This is a genomic window from Levilactobacillus namurensis DSM 19117, from assembly GCF_001434785.1.
GTDB lineage: Bacteria > Bacillota > Bacilli > Lactobacillales > Lactobacillaceae > Levilactobacillus > Levilactobacillus namurensis.
Window position 1 is genome coordinate 68,011 of sequence record NZ_AZDT01000010.1, and the last position, 17,404, is coordinate 85,414.

Annotated in this window: 14 protein-coding genes; 1 reads left to right on the forward strand and 13 read right to left on the reverse strand. The window is 53.6% G+C overall.

Annotation, left to right across the window (positions count from 1 at the left end):
* Positions 1–34 precede the first annotated feature (34 nt).
* The 8 genes from ftsY to FD30_RS02110 form a co-directional block, all read right to left on the reverse strand.
* Positions 35–1,522, reverse strand: a complete 1,488-nt coding sequence (gene ftsY / locus FD30_RS02075; RefSeq protein WP_056943709.1) for a signal recognition particle-docking protein FtsY — start codon at positions 1,520–1,522, stop codon at positions 35–37.
* Entirely contained in the window at positions 1,522–5,076 is a 3,555-nt protein-coding gene (gene smc / locus FD30_RS02080) for a chromosome segregation protein SMC (RefSeq protein ID WP_056943710.1), read from the reverse strand. The genes ftsY and smc overlap by 1 nt, the downstream gene beginning before the upstream one ends.
* Before the next feature lie 15 nt (positions 5,077–5,091).
* The gene (gene rnc, locus FD30_RS02085; RefSeq protein ID WP_056943711.1) at positions 5,092–5,784 is read right to left on the reverse strand and encodes a ribonuclease III; all 693 of its coding nucleotides are present in this window, start codon (positions 5,782–5,784) and stop codon (positions 5,092–5,094) included.
* A gap of 74 nt (positions 5,785–5,858) precedes the next feature.
* Positions 5,859–6,107 carry an acyl carrier protein gene (acpP, locus tag FD30_RS02090; protein ID WP_024746454.1) on the reverse strand — a complete coding sequence of 83 codons (249 nt, stop codon included), beginning with the start codon at positions 6,105–6,107 and terminating at the stop codon, positions 5,859–5,861.
* Between the two features lie 78 nt (positions 6,108–6,185).
* On the reverse strand, positions 6,186–7,220 hold the full coding sequence (plsX, locus tag FD30_RS02095) for a phosphate acyltransferase PlsX (RefSeq protein ID WP_024746455.1): 1,035 nt from the start codon (positions 7,218–7,220) through the stop codon (positions 6,186–6,188).
* Between the two features lie 19 nt (positions 7,221–7,239).
* Entirely contained in the window at positions 7,240–9,273 is a 2,034-nt protein-coding gene (gene recG, locus FD30_RS02100) for an ATP-dependent DNA helicase RecG (RefSeq protein ID WP_056943712.1), read from the reverse strand.
* A 100-nt stretch (positions 9,274–9,373) separates the two neighbouring features.
* Positions 9,374–11,068 (reverse strand): DAK2 domain-containing protein, encoded by a 1,695-nt coding sequence (locus FD30_RS02105; RefSeq protein ID WP_056943713.1) that lies wholly within the window; start codon positions 11,066–11,068, stop codon positions 9,374–9,376.
* A gap of 32 nt (positions 11,069–11,100) precedes the next feature.
* On the reverse strand, positions 11,101–11,463 hold the full coding sequence (locus FD30_RS02110) for an Asp23/Gls24 family envelope stress response protein (RefSeq protein WP_024746458.1): 363 nt from the start codon (positions 11,461–11,463) through the stop codon (positions 11,101–11,103).
* 233 nt (positions 11,464–11,696) lie between these two features.
* Here FD30_RS02110 and rpmB point away from each other — a divergent pair, with 233 nt between their 5' ends.
* Positions 11,697–11,882 carry a 50S ribosomal protein L28 gene (gene rpmB / locus FD30_RS02115; protein WP_024746459.1) on the forward strand — a complete coding sequence of 62 codons (186 nt, stop codon included), beginning with the start codon at positions 11,697–11,699 and terminating at the stop codon, positions 11,880–11,882.
* A 417-nt stretch (positions 11,883–12,299) separates the two neighbouring features.
* On the opposite strand, the gene FD30_RS02120 is transcribed toward rpmB, so the two are convergent.
* The 5 genes from FD30_RS02120 to FD30_RS02140 all read right to left on the reverse strand — a co-directional run bounded on the left by FD30_RS02120 (position 12,300) and on the right by FD30_RS02140 (position 17,395).
* Positions 12,300–12,977 (reverse strand): thiamine diphosphokinase, encoded by a 678-nt coding sequence (locus FD30_RS02120; RefSeq protein ID WP_056943714.1) that lies wholly within the window; start codon positions 12,975–12,977, stop codon positions 12,300–12,302.
* A complete protein-coding gene (rpe, locus tag FD30_RS02125; protein WP_024746461.1) occupies positions 12,977–13,630 on the reverse strand; it encodes a ribulose-phosphate 3-epimerase in 654 nt (217 codons plus the stop codon). Before rpe ends, FD30_RS02120 begins: the two co-directional genes overlap by 1 nt.
* A gap of 12 nt (positions 13,631–13,642) precedes the next feature.
* Positions 13,643–14,539 carry a ribosome small subunit-dependent GTPase A gene (rsgA, locus tag FD30_RS02130; protein WP_056943715.1) on the reverse strand — a complete coding sequence of 299 codons (897 nt, stop codon included), beginning with the start codon at positions 14,537–14,539 and terminating at the stop codon, positions 13,643–13,645.
* 85 nt (positions 14,540–14,624) lie between these two features.
* Complete coding sequence (gene pknB / locus FD30_RS02135) at positions 14,625–16,649, reverse strand: Stk1 family PASTA domain-containing Ser/Thr kinase (protein ID WP_056943716.1); 2,025 nt, start codon at positions 16,647–16,649, stop codon at positions 14,625–14,627.
* On the reverse strand, positions 16,649–17,395 hold the full coding sequence (locus tag FD30_RS02140; protein ID WP_056943717.1) for a Stp1/IreP family PP2C-type Ser/Thr phosphatase: 747 nt from the start codon (positions 17,393–17,395) through the stop codon (positions 16,649–16,651). Before FD30_RS02140 ends, pknB begins: the two co-directional genes overlap by 1 nt.
* Positions 17,396–17,404: the final 9 nt, after the last annotated feature.

Sequence of the window (17,404 nt, forward strand, 5' to 3'; positions counted from 1 at the left end):
CCGTTAAAAACTCTATTCTAAAGCGTTAAGCGCCCTACTTCTGGCCTAAAGCCGCCGGGTCAATCAAGCCCTTGAACAAGCCGTAGACAAATTCACTTGGATTGAACGGTCGCAAATCGTTGATCTGTTCCCCAAGTCCGATGAATTTGACGGGAACGTGCAGCTCGTTGCGAATCGCCAACACGATTCCCCCACGGGCCGTTCCGTCCAACTTAGTCAAAACGATTCCCGTAACGTCCGTTGATTCCTTAAACAGCTTAGCTTGGGTCAACGCATTTTGTCCCGTAGTCGCATCCAGAACCAATAGAACTTCATGGGGGGCCGTTGGGATTTCCCGGGTGATGATCCGCTTCATCTTCGACAGCTCGTTCATCAAGTTGACCTTGTTCTGCAGCCGACCAGCCGTATCTACGAATAAAATATCATAATCTTCGGCCTTAGCCTTCTTGACCGCGTCGAAGACCACCGCTGCTGGATCAGATTGCGGCTTCCCCTTTACGATATCGACCTGGCTGCGCTTAGCCCACACATCCAGTTGCTCGGTAGCTCCGGCCCGGAACGTATCGGCCGCCGCCAGTAGGACCTTCTTCCCATCCTGGTGGTACCGGTGAGCCATCTTCCCGATGGTCGTAGTCTTCCCGACACCGTTGACCCCGACAAACAGGATTACGGTCGGTCCGTCCGATGCAACGTTCAGCGCGGTACTTTCTTCCTTTTCCCCGGCCTGGTCGTAGATTTCGACCATCTTTTCAACAATGACGTTTTGGACGTCCTGGGACCGCTTAGCGTTTTGCAGCTTTACTTCATCCCGCAGCTCGTCACTCAACTTCACCGCCATGTCAAAACCCACATCGGCGCCAATCAGCGTTTCTTCGAGGTCGTCGAAGAAGCCTTCATCGACGTGCCGGAAGTTCGCCAGCAAGGCGTTCAGGCGTTCCCCGAACGTGTGGCGGGTCTTCTCCAGACCCTTCCCATAAAGTTGCTCATCACTGGCTTCACTGGTCGGCTCAGCGGGTGCGGCGGGCGTGTCTTTAGATTCTTCAGCCGCCACAACTTCCGGAGTCGTCGATGCCTCAGTCGCCACCGCTTCCTGCGGGGCGTCACTGCCACTAGTTTCCGTTGTGTCTCCGGTGTCACTTAGCGTTTGGGCAGACCCCACCTCTGAGGTCACAGAAGGTGTCGCTTCACTAGTCAACGTGACGGTACTCGTGGCCTCTTCGGCCGCAGACGTCTCATCCGCGACGCTGGTTGCTAAACTCGTTTGGCTTTCAGCCGGTGCAGCGCTAGTCGGTGCGGCGACGCCTGAGTCCGTCGTCAGTGTCTGGGGTGCTTCTACAGCAGACACCTGGCCTCCCTGACTGGCGGACACTGATGACGCAAGCTTGGCGCTAACACTAGCGGACACACTGCTGTCACTAAGGCTAGTGTCTGTGCTACTCAGTGACTGTTCGGTGACTGATGCCTCACTAGTCGGTGTTGCCGACTTCTTCGCTCGGCGACGAAAGATATCAAATAATCCCATTATGCTGGCTTCCCTTCCGAAGTGGTCTGTTGGTCAAGATCCACGGTGACCATCTTGGACACCCCGGATTCTTGCATCGTCACCCCGTATAATACATTGGCTTGCACCATGGTTTCCTTACGGTGCGTAATGACGATAAATTGCGTCTGATCTTGGAATTGGTGCATATAGCGGGCAAACCGGGTCACGTTCGCCGGATCGAGCGCCGCTTCCACCTCATCTAAGATACAGAATGGTACTGGTTGAACTTGAAGAATGGCAAAGAGTAACGTAATGGCGGTCAAAGCCCGCTCGCCCCCCGACAACAAGCCCATGTTCTGGAACTTCTTGCCCGGTGGCTGTGCCATGATATCAATCCCCGTGGTCAATAAGTCATGGGGATCCGTTAAGACCAGTTGGGCCTTACCCCCACCAAACATCTGCTGGAAGGTCTCGCTGAACTTCGTCGCAATTTGGGTAAACGTCTTCTGGAAACGGGTCTTGACCTGGCCATCCAGTTCCGCCATGGTCGTGGTGAGCTGTTCCTTAGCCGTTAACAAATCATCCCGCTGTTGCGTCAGGAACGTATAGCGATCGTGGACGGTCTGGTACTCCTCAATGGCGTTCAGGTTGACCGGTCCGATCTCATCTAATCCGCGCTTCAACAGCTTCAACTGAACCGCTAATTCATCCGCCGGCAGGTCGCTAACATCCGCTTCCGCCGCCGCAAGACTCATCTGATACTTCTCCGATAGCTGATTCTGTTGCTGATCAATCAAGGAAGACAGCTGCGTCTGCTTGACCTGGGCCTGCTGCAAATCATCGTTTGCGACCTGCAAGAGCCCCGTGGTCCGATCATTGTCCGCTGCGGCTTGGGTCGCTTGATCGTTTACCGTCGTCAGCTGGTCGCTGATGGTCTGGAGGCGTTGTTCAACGTCCTTTCGCTGCGTCTGTGCCTGCTCTAGTTGTTGCTGAGCAGCTTCCGGTGTTAAGGACTTAGCGGCGACCAGGTCCCGTTGTTGCGCCTGGACCTGGGCTAAGTCGTGCTGGGTCGCCTGCTGAGTCGCCTGGCGATCTTTTTGATTTTGTTCCTGTTGCTGTAACCGCTCTTGGGCGCCCGCTAACCAGGTCTGCTTAGAGGTCAAAACCTCGCGCTGACTAGACTGCTGGGTCGTCACCATCTTAATCTTAGCCTGAAGTTTCTGCTGTTGCGCTTCTTGCTCAGCAATCTGCGCCTGACCTTGCTTGATTTGCGTTTCCAGCGTGGCCGCTTGCGTGGCCTGATCCGCATCCGTAGCCTGTTGAATCTCTACCTGTGCCGCCTGTAGCTGGCGGTCCGCTTGCTTCGCGGCCGTTTCCGCCGCCGCTAACGCTTCATTGAGCTGGCGGCAACGTGGTTGAACGTCGTTGATGGTGGCCTGTAAATCTTGTTGCTGGGCCTCACTGGTCTGCATGGCCATTTGGGCCGCTTGAACCTTTTGTTCCTGGTCCCGCAACTGGGTTTGCATGGTCGTTAATGACGCTTCCAACTTCTGGAGCTCTTGTCGCTGGTGCAAGACACTCGTGCGATTACTCCGGTTCTGACCACCGGTAATCGCCCCACTGGCGCTGACCACGTCACCAGCTAGGCTGACCACCCGATAACGGTGATGGACCCGCTGGCTAATGGCGACCGCCGCATCCAGATCTTGCGCCAGTAACGTTGTCCCCAATAGGTGCGTTAAGATGCCCTGCGCTCGCTGGTCAATCGTGACCACGGCACTCCCGACGCCCAAGAAACCCGGAACATCGGCAAGTTGGGCCAAGGTCGTCCGATCAACTTGGCGTCCCCGGACCGTGGTCAGGGGCAGAAATGTCGCCCGACCAGCCCGTTGTTCACGCAAGTAAGCCACCGCCGCCTTAGCCGCAGCTTCATCCGTAACGATCACGTGTTGCAGCTGACCGCCCAAGGCATACTCAATGGCGGTGGTGAATTGCGTCGGCACCTTTAATAATTCTGACACCGCACCAATCAAACCGGTTAACCGGTCCCGTTGCCGGAGGATTGCCCGGACACCTTGATAGAAGCCCCCGTATTCTGCGGCAGACGCTTGTAGGTTAGCGGCCCTAGTCTTGGCTTGCTGGTACACGCCCAACGCTGATTGCCACTGCCGTTGGTACTGCCGATACGTGGTCTGGTGCTGTTGAAACTCTCCAGCTGCCGCATCATAGGCTTGCTCGGCTTGGGACAACTGCTCCTGAACTGCTGTAGCCTGCTGCGCTAGATCCGTGGCTTTCGCCTTCGCCGTTGCCGCAGCCGTCCGCAATTCCTGTAGCTGTCCCGTCAACCGCTGACTACGCTTCTGTTGGCGGTCCTGGTCCTGTTGTAAGTACTGCCGTTGGTTCCGCCAGTTGGCGACTTGTTGCTTCTGGTCAAAGTAATCGGCCCGCAACGTTTCTAACTGATCCCGCAGTTCCGCGACCCGCTTATCAGCCGTCTCCTGTCGCAACTCCTTGATCTCTCGCCGACACGTCGCAATCTGCTGACGTAGTTCCTTGAGCGATTGCTCGCCCGCGGCCAGCTGATCAGCTAAATGCTGTTGGCGCTGCTGCAACGCCGTCAACTGGGTCGCTAAGCGTTGGCGCTGATCCTCAACGTGCCGCCGTTGTTCTGCCGACAGGTTAACCTGTCCTTGACACTGTTCGACCCGCTGCGTCGCGGCGACCAATTGGCCTTGCAACGTATCCTTCTGGGCTAACAAGTCCGTCTGCTGCTCACTAAGCTGCTGGACCACGCGTTGCTGGTCCTTTTGAGCGGCTTGGTAATTAGCAACTTGGGCCTGCTTACGAACCACCTGCGCATCCACCGTCTTCTTTTGTTTCAATTCGGTGTGTAACTGCCGCACTAACTGGGTACGGTCCAAAACGGCAAACTTCTTTTGCTGGTCGAGGTAGTCCTGGGCCAGACTGCGTTGCCGTTCAAGTGGTTCTAAGCGGCCCTCCAGTTCGGCGATGATATCTTCGACCCGGTGCAGGTCGCCCATGGTCCCGTCTAATTCGTGCTGAGCCGTTTCCTTGTGTTTACGGTACTTATACACCCCCGCGACTTCTTCAATAATGGTCCGCCGATCTTCCGGCTTACTATTGAAGATGGCTTCGACTCGTCCTTGAGAAATGATGGAAAACGAATCTTGGCCCATCCCCGAATCCATTAAAAGTTCGGTGATGTCTTTAAGCCGACAATTCTGTCCGTTCAACAGGTACTCACTTTCCCCGGACCGGTAAAGTACCCGGCTAATCGTGAGTTCGGTATAGGCACTCTTCAAGTAATGGTCACTGTTATCCAGGGTAATGGCCACCGCCGCGCGGTTCAAGGCATGTCGGTCGGTCGAGCCGCCGAAGATCACGTCAGGCATCTTGCTCCCCCGCAAACTCTTAGCGGACTGCTCCCCTAATACCCAACGAACGGCTTCCGCAATATTGCTCTTCCCGCTTCCATTGGGACCGACGATGCCGGTCATCCCCGGCAAAAAGTCAATTCGGGTCTTGTCCGCAAAGGACTTGAACCCGCTAATCTCTAATGTCTTTAACCGCATCGTTAGTCATCCTTACTATGCTTTCAAATTTTCTAGTGCGTGACGTGCAGCGTTCTGCTCCGCATGCTTCTTGGAGTGACCAGTCCCCTCGCCTAATAACTGGTCATTAACGTACACGGCCACTTTGAAGGCCAGGTCGTTATCCGGCCCTTGCTCATCCTCTAATCGGTAGTCGATGGCTACGGCACCGTTCTGTTGGACCAGCTCCTGCAGCTCCGTCTTGTGGTCAAAGAACTCGTCGAACCGGCCTTCATCCAACTTAGGGAAGACCACCTGCGTGACGAACTTCACCACAGCATCCAGTCCCTGGTCCAGGTACAGTGCCCCGATGAAAGATTCGAAGATATCACATAACAGCGAGTCACGTTGCCGTGCTTGCGCCTTTTCCTCACCCTTACCCAGTCGAATATACTGGTCAAAGTGACACTCACGCGCAAAACTAGCAAAGCTGTTCTCATTGACCATGGCAGCCCGTAACCGGGTCAACCGGCCTTGGGGCATCTGAGGATAACGCCGATAGATGTAGTTGGAGACCACCAACTGCATCACCGCATCCCCCAAGAATTCGATACGTTCGTAGAATTTCAGTCCCTGGTTCGGGTGTTCATTCACATACGAAGCCTGCGTAAAGGCTTCATCCAGCAGGGATTGGTCCTTGATATGGATATCAAACCGTTCGGCTAATTCTTGATTCAATCCAACAATCACGTGCGATTCCTCATTTCCTTATTAAGATTGAAAAAGCCCGGGACGAAAGGTTGCGGCCCGGACTCGCTCAGTAACTATTTTTGTTCTTGATGGGCGACGATGTAGTCAACCACTTCACCAATGGTATTTAATTTCTCGGCATCTTCGTCAGAAATCTCGGCATTAAACGTATCCTCTAATTCCAAGACGAATTCCACAAAATCAATTGAATCGGCATCTAAATCTTGCTTAAAGTTTAATTGCTCATTGATCTGATCGCGGTCAACTTCGAAACGGTCCGCAATAATATCGGCAATTTTAGTAAAAATTTCTGATCTCGTCATTTGCTATCCCTCGCTCACAGTATTCAAATAGTAGTTTAGCCGTTTTCCAAAGGCTTGTCTAGCAGATTCTTTAGGGGGCTACTTCAAGGTTTCCTTTAAAGCCGCCATTTGTTCGGCGTGGTCCGTAAAGTAATTAATCATCTGACGGGAACTGTCCGTGGCCAGTAATTCATGAATCTGGCCCATGGTATTCTTGACCGTCTCCGCCTTCGTCGAGCCGTGCGTCTTGACCACGGGAGCCTTCAAGCCCAACAGCACGGCACCGCCGTATTGGGAATAGTCCATGGCGTCGCGGACCCGGTGAAAGACTGGCCGTAACATGCTGGCACCCAGCTTCCCTCCTAGGCCGCCACTCATAATCTCACCCTTGATCAGCTTGAGCATCGAGAGGGCGGTGCCTTCGATGGCCTTGAGCGTCGCGTTACCCGTGAAGCCATCCGTTACCACCACGTCCGCCGCACCGTTCAAGAGTTCTCGGGACTCAACGTTCCCCACAAAATGAATATCGTCCATGCCCGCTAAGGTGTCATGAATCGCCCGGTGAGCCTTGTCGCCCTTATCCGCTTCGGTCCCGTTATTCAAGAGCCCAATGCGGGGATGCGCCACGTGCATGACCGACTGTGCATAGTACTGGCCCATGATGGCGTACTGGACCACGTTGAAGGGCTTCGTATCGGCATTCGCACCGACATCCAACATCACAAAGCTGGATTGGTCCGGCTTCCGTAAAACCGGGAGGGTCGTGGTCAGACCCGGACGGTCAATTCCCTTGATCCGTCCCACGATCAATAACCCGGCCGTTAAGACCGCACCCGTATTCCCTGCTGAGAAGAAGGCATCGGCTTCCCCTTCCTTGACCGCCGTAGCGGCTAACACGATGCTCGAGTGCTTCTTGCGTCGAACCGCCCGCACCGGCTCATCCCCCATGGCAATGACCTCTTCGGCCGGCTTTAGCGTGATTCGCGTGGTATCTTGTAGCAGGGGTTGGACCTTATCGGCCTGTCCGTATAACAGGAACTCTAAGTCCGGGTAAGCATCCCGGGCGAGTTCGACACCCTTTACGATTTCGTCGGGGGCGTAGTCGCCACCCATTGCATCTACGGCAATCTTCATTTTTTGCAATCTCCTTTATTCAATCCATCGTCGTGGTCTGGTGCGCTGTGGTGGTCAGGTAGGCCGCCACTGGTAAGTTAGCATCCTGGTTCGCCCAATCGTCCTGGTCAACCACGGACTTGGCGGCCTGCTGCGCGACACTCAAAATATTGAGGTCGGCCACTGGATCCCCCACCTTAAACTCGGGAACCCCTGACTGCTTGCGTCCCAAAACATCCCCGGGTCCCCGCAGTTCCAAATCTTTTTGGGACAGCACGAACCCGTCCGTGGTACTGGTCATCGTGGTCATCCGCTCAATCGCAAGCTGGTTCTTAGGGTCCGCAATCAAGATACAGGTCGACGCTTTCTTCCCCCGACCAACGCGGCCCCGCAACTGGTGGAGCTGAGCTAAGCCGAAGTGGTCGGCATCGTAAATCATCATCAACGTCGCATTCGGGACGTCGACCCCGACTTCGATCACCGTGGTCGCGACCAGCACCTGAAATTCGTTGGCTTTGAAGGCGTCCATGATGGCGTTTTTCTCGTCATTCTTCATGCGTCCGTGCAGGAGTCCCACCCGGTACTGTGGCTCGAATTGAGCCTGGAACCGTTGATAGATGGCCTCCGCGTTCTTCATGTCGACAGCCTCAGATTCTTCAATTAGGGGCGTGACCACGTAAGCCTGCGACCCCGCCGCAAGTTCAGCTTTGACCTCACGCAACATACTGGCTTCTTGATTACTACGAATCCAAACCGTCCGAATCGGCTGACGCCCTGCGGGAAGTTCATTGATCACGGAAACATCCATCTCCCCGTAAGCGGTAATCGCTAGGGTCCGGGGAATCGGGGTCGCCGTCATCGCTAAGATATCGGGCTGAGCCCCCTTTTGTCGTAGGGCCTGCCGTTGATTGACCCCAAAACGGTGTTGCTCGTCAATCACCGCTAAACCTAAGTGGTGGTAGTGGACCTCGGGTTGGATCAGGGCGTGCGTTCCCACCACTAAGTTCACTTCACCATTCGCAATCTGGGGCAGCAAAACTTTCCGCGCCGCTGGCTTGGTCGCTCCCGTCAGCAACGCAACGTTGACGGGAAAATCCGCAAATAGCTTGGCCAGATTATTAGCATGTTGCTCGGCCAGAATTTCGGTCGGTGCCATTAAGACGGCCTGGGTCCCGGCAGTAATGGCTGCGTACATCCCAATGGCCGCGACCACCGTCTTCCCGCTTCCCACATCACCTTGAAGGAGCCGGTTCATGTGAAGCGGTCGCTTTAAATCATAGCAGATCTCGTTAACCACTTTCTTCTGCGCCGCCGTGAGTTCATAGGGCAGACTCGCAATGAATCGTTTTAGCTCGGCCAGATCATAGGGGAGCGCCTGGCCCCGCAACGTATGGTCCTGGCGCTTCACAATCTGCAAGCGCAATTCAAATAAGAAAAATTCTTCGAACTTAGCCGTCCGCCGTGCAGCTTGGGCAGCGGTGGCATCGGCCGGAAAGTGCATGTCGTGAATCATCTGCTTCCGGTGCAACAACCGGTATTGCGCGCGAATCGCTTCTGGAATCAGGTCAACGATGACCGATTCATAGGCCTCGTAAGCCTGTGTCACCAATTTTTTGATGGTGGCCTGCCGGATCTCCTTATTGGCCGGATAGATGGACCCCATCGCACCGTTCGCACTGGTCAGCAGCTTCATGCCCGCCATACTTTGGCGTTTCGCATCGAACCGCCCATACACCACTAGTGACTTTCCCGCTTCAATCTGATCCCGCAGCCAAGGCTGGTTAAAGAACGTCACCGGGATAATCGTGTGGTCATCCAACAACAGCCGGAAGTTCAGCCGGTTCTTCTTACGACCGAACCGGGTCAACACGGGCTCAGCCGCCACGGTCCCCTTGAGGGCCACCTTGGCCTGATCCGTGAGTTCCGCTGGATCCTTGGCCTGCAGGTCCTCATAACGGAACGGAAAGTAGGTCAACAGGTCATTGACGTTCTCAATCGCCAGATCTTTTAGGGCCTGGACCCGCTTAGGACCCACGCCACTTAAACTTCCTACTGAATCACTTAAACTTGCCATCCGGGGTCCTCCTCTCAGTTTTCCGTTCACGCAACGTTCAAAATCGTCTTAGATGTGAAAAAAGATTGGACGGCTGTCCAATCTTTTCGGGCCTGTTTCGTTATTCCACCGAAATCAAGAATGGATAAACCGGTTGGTCTCCTTCGTGAACTTCTGTTTCCAGGTCATCATCTAAATCTGAAACCCGTTGTTGTAAATCAGCGGCGACTTCAGCGGTGGTATCCGCACCATAGATGATGGTGACAATCTCACTATCATCATCTAACATCGCCTTGACCATGTCAACGGCCGTGGTCAACAGATCGGCATCCGTCACCTTAATAGTGCCGTCGACGATCCCCATGTAGTTGCCCTCTTTAATCTCAAAGCCATCTAGTTGGGTGTCGCGAATCGCGTGGGTCACCTGACCACTCTTGACCGTGGTCAAATTATCTTCCATCGAAGTCTGGTTATCTTCCAGACTAGCATCCGGACTGTACCCCAACATCGCCGTCATCCCTTGCGAAACCGTCTTAGCATGAACGATGACCGTTGGAATATCAGCAACTTGTGCGGCCTGCTCAGCAGCTAAGAAAATGTTCTTGTTGTTCGGCAGCACAATGGCTCGCTTAGCCTTAGACGCGTGAATGGCATCCACGATATCTTGCGTACTTGGGTTCATGGTTTGCCCACCATTGACCACGTGCGTCACACCTAGGCTCTTAAAGAGCGTCGCTAAGCCGTCTCCGGCAGCAATGGCAATAATCGCCGTCTCCGGTGCCTCTTCCGCTTCAGGGGCTGCTGGAGCAGCCTCCGGTGCCTTCTCTTCGTCGTGTTCCATAATGGTTTCTTGTTGCATCCGCATGTTATCGACCTTGACCTTCGCCAGGTCACCGAATTCTTGACCCCAAGCGATGACCTTACCAGGGTGTTCCGTATGCACATGAACCTTAACGATTTCGTCATCGTTCACGACCAGTAAGGAATCCCCTAACTTAGCCAGGTAGTCATAGAATGTATCGTAGTCGAATTTGTGGTCGACCTGTTTCCCGCGGCCAATCCGGACCATGATTTCCGTACAGTACCCATACTTGATACTGTTCGGGTCTAACTTACCCTGTACGCTTTGATGGTGCGTTGCATCAATCATTTCGTCCATCTCGGCATCATCGGGCTGGTAGTCCGCGGTTTCGGAGACCCGACCATTCAGTGAATCGTCAAAGGCCTCTAACACAAACGTGAGGCCCTGACCACCGGAGTCGACGACCCCAACCTGTTTCAGGACTGGCAAGAGATCTGGCGTGGTAGCCAAAGCCGCCTTGGCAGCTTGATAGACGGCATCCATCACGGCCAAAATGTCATCGGAATCTTTAGCGACGTTTAAGCCCGCCTGGGCACCTTCCCGAACCACCGTCAAAATGGTCCCTTCGGTCGGCTTCATCACGGCTTTGTAGGCCGTTTCCGCCCCTGCAGCAAACCCGTCGGCTAAGTCTTGCGCCGTCAGCGTTTGCTTGTCGGCCAGTTTCTTCGAAAAGCCCCGGAAGATCTGGGACAAGATGACCCCAGAGTTCCCCCGAGCACCCATCAACAAGCCCTTGGCCAAAGCGACCGCCAAAGCGCCCACGGCCGTGGTATCGGCATCGCGTTCGTATTTGGCCCCACTTTGCAGCGACAGACTCATATTGGTTCCCGTATCACCATCAGGCACTGGGAACACGTTTAATGAATTAATAAAATCAGCATTTTGGTTTAGTTTTTGCGAGGCGGCCTGAACCATCTTACCAAACTCAAGATTAGTAATTTCTGTTACTTTCAACTAAGTATCCTCCTTGATTTTAGCACGTCTGGCTAGTCAGCCAACACCCGCACCCCTTGCACGATCACGTTAACTGAATTAGCAGTTACCCCGAGCATCGTTTCAAGGTTGTACTTCACTTTGGATTGAACGTTACGGGAGACTTCCGAAATCTTAGTTCCGTAGCTGACAATCACATACACGTCAATTGCGACACCGTTGTCTTCTTGGCGAACCACAACGCCCCGCGCGTAATTTTCTCGTCGCAGGATATCGTTCACGTTATCCCGCAGCTGATTCTTACTTGCCATGCCCACGACACCATAATTATCAGTCGCGGCACCCCCAACTACGGTCGCAATTACTTCATTGGTAATATCAATTGTTCCGTACTGAGTCTTAATCTTTACGGCCATGGAAATAGCCTCCTTGTCAAAGAATAGAATCTTAACAGAAATTAATCTTACCACAACCTGCTAAAAAATAGAAATAGGAACACTGAAAAGCGGGCAGTAGCAGTAATTGACTGTCAAGTAAATTTCCTTGAAAGAAAATATTGCGTTCCCTCAAAGAGTATGGTAAATTAGTCAGGTGAGTAAAAAGCACTGCTTTTTAAAAAGTAATAAATCCACAAAGGAGGGTTTACGCCATGGCAAAGGATTTTCTTAACGGCAAGCGGACGCGCTTCGGTAACAAGCGTTCCCACGCCCTGAACTCAACTCGTCGTGCTTGGAAGCCGAACTTGCAAAAGGTTCGCATCTTAGTGGACGGTAAGCCAAAGAAGGTTTGGGTTTCTGCTCGGACCTTGAAATCAGGTAAGGTAACTCGGGTTTAGGTTAAACTAAAACCGACTTATAAGATTAAAGACGTTATTCAGATGGTGATCTGAATGACGTCTTTTTTTGATTCTAACCCCGTTTTCCTAGCCAAAATCAGTTTCAAAAAAAGTCCGGTTAGACATCCCCGTCTGACCGGACTTTTTTTCTTAACGATAACAATACGGTGTTGAAACGTGCGACCAAAGGCCGACTGTACCCATCATCCGCCTTACCAGTTGGGTCCCACGACCTGATAGCGCATCATGTTCCACTATGGTGACACAATCGTAAGCCGTGAGGACGGCCATCACCACGGGGTGGGCCAAGGGCAAGCTTCAGCTCACCTATTCCACTGCCACTCAAAAAGGCTCTGTAAAACCGCTTGGGTTTTACAGAGCCAATTTTAGGGTGTTTTAAGTGTCGCTTGAACGCTCCTATTCGTGGCGCGCTTCGTAGGTGTCACAACTCTGAATCACACACAGTAGTCCCGTGTCGAACTGAAAGGTTCCCGTCTCCCCAATAAATTCGTTACTGGCGAAGGAAATCGGGTACGGAATCGGTTCATCGTGGAGCGGATACTTCTCGTCAAATAAGCTCAAGTGATCGATCGGTGTTAATGGAATGAACGCCAGATACTTCTTATCAGCTTCCTTTTGGAGCCGGTAATGGCCCGGTAAATAGAAAGTGATTGTATTCTGCCGATCAATCAACCGAATCTGGTTAGCATATTTTTTATACTGCGGCTCCAAGACCAAAAAGAGGTTGGCCATGAAGTGGTCTAAGCGGCCACCAGTAGCCCCATAAATGTCGACGCGATCCGCATGGTAGTCCCGAAAGGCCACCATGACCGCCATCTGCGTATCCGTAAAATCCTTTTCGGGTTGCGCTTGTCGGATGTCCTTAACGTTCCGCCGGACTAATTGTAACTCCGGTTCCTGTAAAGAATCGAAGTCCCCAATGGCCGCTACCGGCTGAATATTCAACCCAATCAACCGCAACGTTCCCCGGTCGACCCCAATCCAGGGGCCCGTAATCTCTTGGTCGGTCAACGTCTGCGGCCAATTGGCCTTAGGCCCGCCCACCAAGAGATTGAACGTTCCACCCTGAGGCATTATTTAGTGGCGTCCTTTAAGGCGTTGATCCGGGCAACGGGATCATCCGCATTGAAGACGTAGGAACCGGCAACGGCAACCGTAGCTCCGGCGTTCGCACACTCAACTACCGTCTTATCATTGACCCCACCATCGACTTCAATGTCGAAGTTGTAGCCCTTTTCCTTCTTAATTGCGTCTAGTTGTGCGATCTTTTGAACCGTACTCTGCAGGAACTTTTGGCCCCCGAAGCCCGGATTGACCGTCATGACCAAGACTTGACCCACCATGTCCAAGACGGGTTCGATCTGACTAACCGGCGTCCCAGGGTTGATGACAACTTCTGGCGTCACACCAGCGTTTTGAATCATCTGTAAGGCACGGTGAATGTGTGGCGTTGCTTCCACGTGGACCCCGATGATGTCGGCCCCCGCCTTAGCAAAGTCATCCACGTAGCGTTCTGGGTTTTGGACCATCATGTGGACGTCTAAGACCATCTTGGTGATAGGCCGAATTGCCTTGACCCATCCGGGACCATAAGACAAGGCTGGGACGAATTGACCATCCATGATGTCGATGTGCAGAACTTCCGCACCCCCACGGTCAACCTTTTCGATATCTGGTTGGAGGTTCACGTAATCTGCGCTTAAAATTGATGGTGCTACTTTAATCATAACTTCTCTTCCTCATTTCTTTTTGTGATAAACAGGTTTTTGGTTCTGTAACAACGTGAGTAATTGCAAGTAGTTGTCGTACCGGCTCTGCAACAGGTCTCCCGCAGCCAATGCGGCCTTGACCGCACAGCCCGGTTCGTTGACGTGTACACATCCCCGAAAACGACAATCTGGCGCCAACCGACGAAATTCAGGGAAATACTGTCCCAGTTCGCGGTAATCGATCGTCAGCGTATCATACGACGAGAATCCCGGCGTATCAGCCACTAACCCACCGGCAACCGGCATCAAACTAACTTTCCGGGTTGTATGCCGTCCCCGGTTCAGGGCCGTCGAAATCTCGCCGGTTGCTAACGTCAGCTCCGGTGCGATGTGGTTCAACAGTGTTGACTTGCCCGCACCGGTCTGACCCATAATGACCGTTTCTTGGCCCGCCAACAACTCGCGTAGCTGGTCCAATCCGGTCGACGCAAAGGGTTCGCGGGTCAGACACACGGCATACCCTAACTGCCGATAGGCCGCCGCCAAGTCTTCAAACTCCTGATACCGTTCATCGTCAATCAGGTCCGTTTTGGTGAAATAAATCACCGGTTGAATCCGACTGACTTCTAAGGCAATCAATTGCCGATCCAGCAAGTTCGTCGAAAAGTCCGGCGCCTTGACCGCCGTCACCACAACGCCTTGGTCAATATTAGCCACGGGCGGTCGTGTTAACGCGTTATCCCGCGGTAGGATCTCTAAAATATACCCTTCCTTGGGAGACGAGCTTTCAAAGCGTACGCGATCACCCACTAAGGGTGTCACCCGCTTCTTGCGAAAGTTTCCCCGGGCCCGGGTTCGATACATCTCGCCATCACTAAACACGTCATAGAACCCGCTTAGCGATTGGCGAATCTGTCCCTCTGCCATGAAGCACCTCCTCTTTGTCGTGATGCAAAAAAGCTCAGTTCCCTTTTATTATAAAAGAACTGAGCTTCAAATGCAGGCTTTTTCCTTAATTTTTCGTCACGTGACTATCTTCACCAATGACTTCACCGTTGCGCACGATCTTATAAGCCCCAGACTTCCCGTGAGCGACCGTGAACGGCAACGAAACCGTCGTGTCATTCGTGATGGTCATCTGTTTGTAAACCGAACTCAACTGGTGATCCTGGTCCCGCAGATAGATTTGAACCAAGTTCTCACTTGCCGCGGAACTGCTACTGTCGTCATCTTCCGTATCGCTGCCACTGGTGGCACTGCTGTCAAACGGAATTTTGACCTTAACACTGAACTGGTCCGTCTCCGAACTGTCACTTTCCGGTCCCCGTGACATAGTCAGCGTAATCTCGTCGCCTTCTTGAACGACAGCGCCCTCACCAGGCGACTGGCGCATGACTTTCCCCTTCGCCACGTCGCTAGAATAGGCGTACGTGAACGCCAGGTTTAAGTTATGGCTCGCCGCATAGTCCTGTGCTTGGCTCTTGGTCTTATCCGTGAGATCACTCAAGGTCACCGTCTGGGTTCCCGTCGAGACCGTCAACGTGATTGCCGTGTCCTTGGGAATCACCTTGTGACCCGCCGAAACGCTCTGTTGAATAATCCGGCCCGCTGGCACACTGGTTGAATGGACCGACTCCCGGTGAACCGTAAAGCCTAGCGCCTCCAGCTTCGCCGCAACGCTGCTATACGAATCTCCCTGGTAGTCGCCTAACCGATAGCGCTTAGGGCCCGTACTGATCCACAGATCGATGACGGAATTACGTTGCAGCTCCGTCCCTGACCGGGGTTCCGTCCGGACAACTCGGTGCCGTTTAACTTTAGCACTAGCCGTCTTATGGATCTCGCCGACCTTCAGGTGGGTAGCCACCAACGTTGACTGGGCCTTGGCTTGTCGCTGACCCACCACATTGGGAACGTTGGTCATCCGGGGTTGAAAGAGTGCGACCCCTAAACCGGCCCCAATCAGTAGCATCAGGATAATCAATCCCATCAGCATAAACTTACGCCGACGGGGATGGCGCTGTTTGTAAGACAGCCGGGCCTTGGGCGCCGTTTCTTCAGTCGACTGCTCACTCGCCTTAGCCGCTGCGGCCGGTTCAGGCGTCGTTTGGGCATGTGCGGTAGCGTCCGATAAGTGGCCCAGCGAACTCAGGGGCAAGACCTTGGTCTCACCGTCATCGTCCGCTTCCGGTGTGAACCGCTCCTCGCCAGCTCGCTTAGGAGACAATGACGTCCGCAGATCCGCGGCCATATCGGCTACACTCGCATACCGGTTCTGCGGCCGCTTCGCCGTGGCCTTGAAGACCACGTTCTCTAGGGCTTGAGGGATCCGTGGATCCGTGTCCCGCACCGCGGGAACGTCCGATTGGAAATGCTTCAACGCAATGGACACCGCCGTTTCCCCTTCAAAGGGAACGGTTCCCGTCAACATCTCGTACAGAATGATTCCCAGTGAATAGATATCCGATTGCTTGGTTGCCATGCCACCACGGGCCTGTTCCGGGGACAGGTAGTGGACCGACCCTAAGACCGTATTGGTCTGCGTCAGACTATGTTCGGACAGGGTCACGGCAATCCCGAAGTCCGTAATCTTCGCCACCCGGTTTTGATCGATCAAGATATTCTGGGGCTTCAGATCCCGGTGGATAATGTTGTGCTCGTGGGCTAGGCGTACCGCACTGAGAATCTGTTCCATGATCTGAATGACTTCCCGGTAAGGTATCGGGAAGTGCGCCTTGATGTAGGCCTTCAGGTCGGTTCCCTTCACGTACTCCATCACCAGGTACTGCATCCCGTTTTCTTCGCCAACGTCGTAGACCTGAACAATATTATCGTGCACTAGCTCGGTTGCGGCTAGAGCTTCGCGTTGAAACCGCCGCATGGTGTTCGGGTCATCCCGCAAGTCTAAACGCAACAACTTGACGGAAACGTCCCGGTCTAAGATCAGGTCGTGGGCCAAATAAACGTTGGCCATGCCCCCTTCACCTAACGCGCGAATGATGCGGTAACGTCCGCTTAACGTGTATCCCGCTCGCATCAGCTCGCCACCTTCCGCCCGCCATTGGCGATAATCAACACGCTAATGTTGTCGAGACCCCCCGCCGCGTTTGCCAGTTCAATCAACCGGTCACACTTGGCTTCTAGCGGCTGGGCGCTTTCTAAGACCGTGGCAATCTGCTGGTCATCGACCATGTTGGTCAATCCATCCGTGCACAGCAATAGCTGATCATTTAGGACCAACGGGTAGGTGTTCAAATCAAAGTTGGCGTCGTTAGAAATCCCTAACGACCGAATAATCACGTTCTTTTGGGGATGGTGTCGCGCCGCCTGTCGGCTGATCTCACCACGCTTCACCAGTTCATTGACCAATGAGTGGTCCTCCGTCAGTTGCCGGAGTTGACCATCGCGTAAGAGGTAAGCCCGGGAATCTCCGATACTGGCAATCACGACTTCATCCGTAAAGTAGACGGCTGCTACCAAGGTCGTTCCCATGCCATTCAGGTCCGCAAATTGATTAGACTTTTCAATAATCGAATGGTTCTCCATGGTAATCTGTTGGCTCAACCATTGGCTCGCTGCGGTGGTCGTGGTCCACGCCGTCAATTCGAAGTCGTGTCCCAGATGGGAGACCGCCATGGCACTCGCCACGTCGCCACCCTGATGACCCCCAATGCCGTCAGCAACCAACGCCAGGTGTTGCCCGGCCTGATTCGTGAAGACATCGACGTAGTCTTGATTATCAGCCCGCTGCTTGCCAATTGCCGTTCGAAAGGCAACTTCCATTGCCGCTCA